This window comes from Chryseobacterium cucumeris (assembly GCF_001593385.1).
Classification (GTDB): Bacteria; Bacteroidota; Bacteroidia; order Flavobacteriales; family Weeksellaceae; genus Chryseobacterium; species Chryseobacterium cucumeris.
In genome coordinates this window covers 1-516 of the sequence record NZ_LUVZ01000022.1, presented here as the reverse complement: position 1 = coordinate 516, position 516 = coordinate 1, and the positions used below count along the sequence as shown (strand labels likewise).

Annotated in this window: 1 protein-coding gene and 1 pseudogene; both read left to right on the top strand. The window is 30.2% G+C overall.

From position 1 onward, the window contains the following. Nucleotides 1-189: pseudogene (locus A1704_RS24485) on the top strand (hypothetical protein); the annotation flags it as partial. A gap of 216 nt (nt 190-405) precedes the next feature. Further along, a partial coding sequence (locus A1704_RS24935; protein ID WP_262486813.1) for an START-like domain-containing protein occupies nt 406-516 on the top strand: 111 nt, incomplete at its 3' end.

Genomic DNA, 516 nt, shown 5'->3' with positions numbered 1-516 from the left:
GGGATAGGAGCATTTATAGGAGTGCAGTATTTTATTTCTCCACACTTCTCTATATCTACAGAGCCTATGTTTTATTACAAATATATCTATATCACAGATAAAGATACATTCCAAAAAGATAAAAAAACAGGTTGGAGCGAAACAGGATTTGGAAAAATTGGTTTTGTAGAACTTAATTTTCATTTTTAAATGATCTAAAACCTAGTCATAGCCTTCTATATAAAATCTCCCTGTTAAAGAGAGATTTTTTTATGCAATACATGATGGTTTTAAGGGTTCATACTTAACATAATAGAGATTTTTGATCTCTGATAAATATCATGCAGATTCTTTAAAAAAGTAACTGCAATTTTGTGTAATAAAAAAATTAATTTATATATTGCGGGACGATAAAAACAAAGATATATGGCGAAACATAAAGTCCATTACGAATTTCCAATGCACTGTTTATCAGAGATTTTATATGAATATCTGGCGACTGCAGAGGGATTGTCTGAATGGTTTGCGGATGAGGTT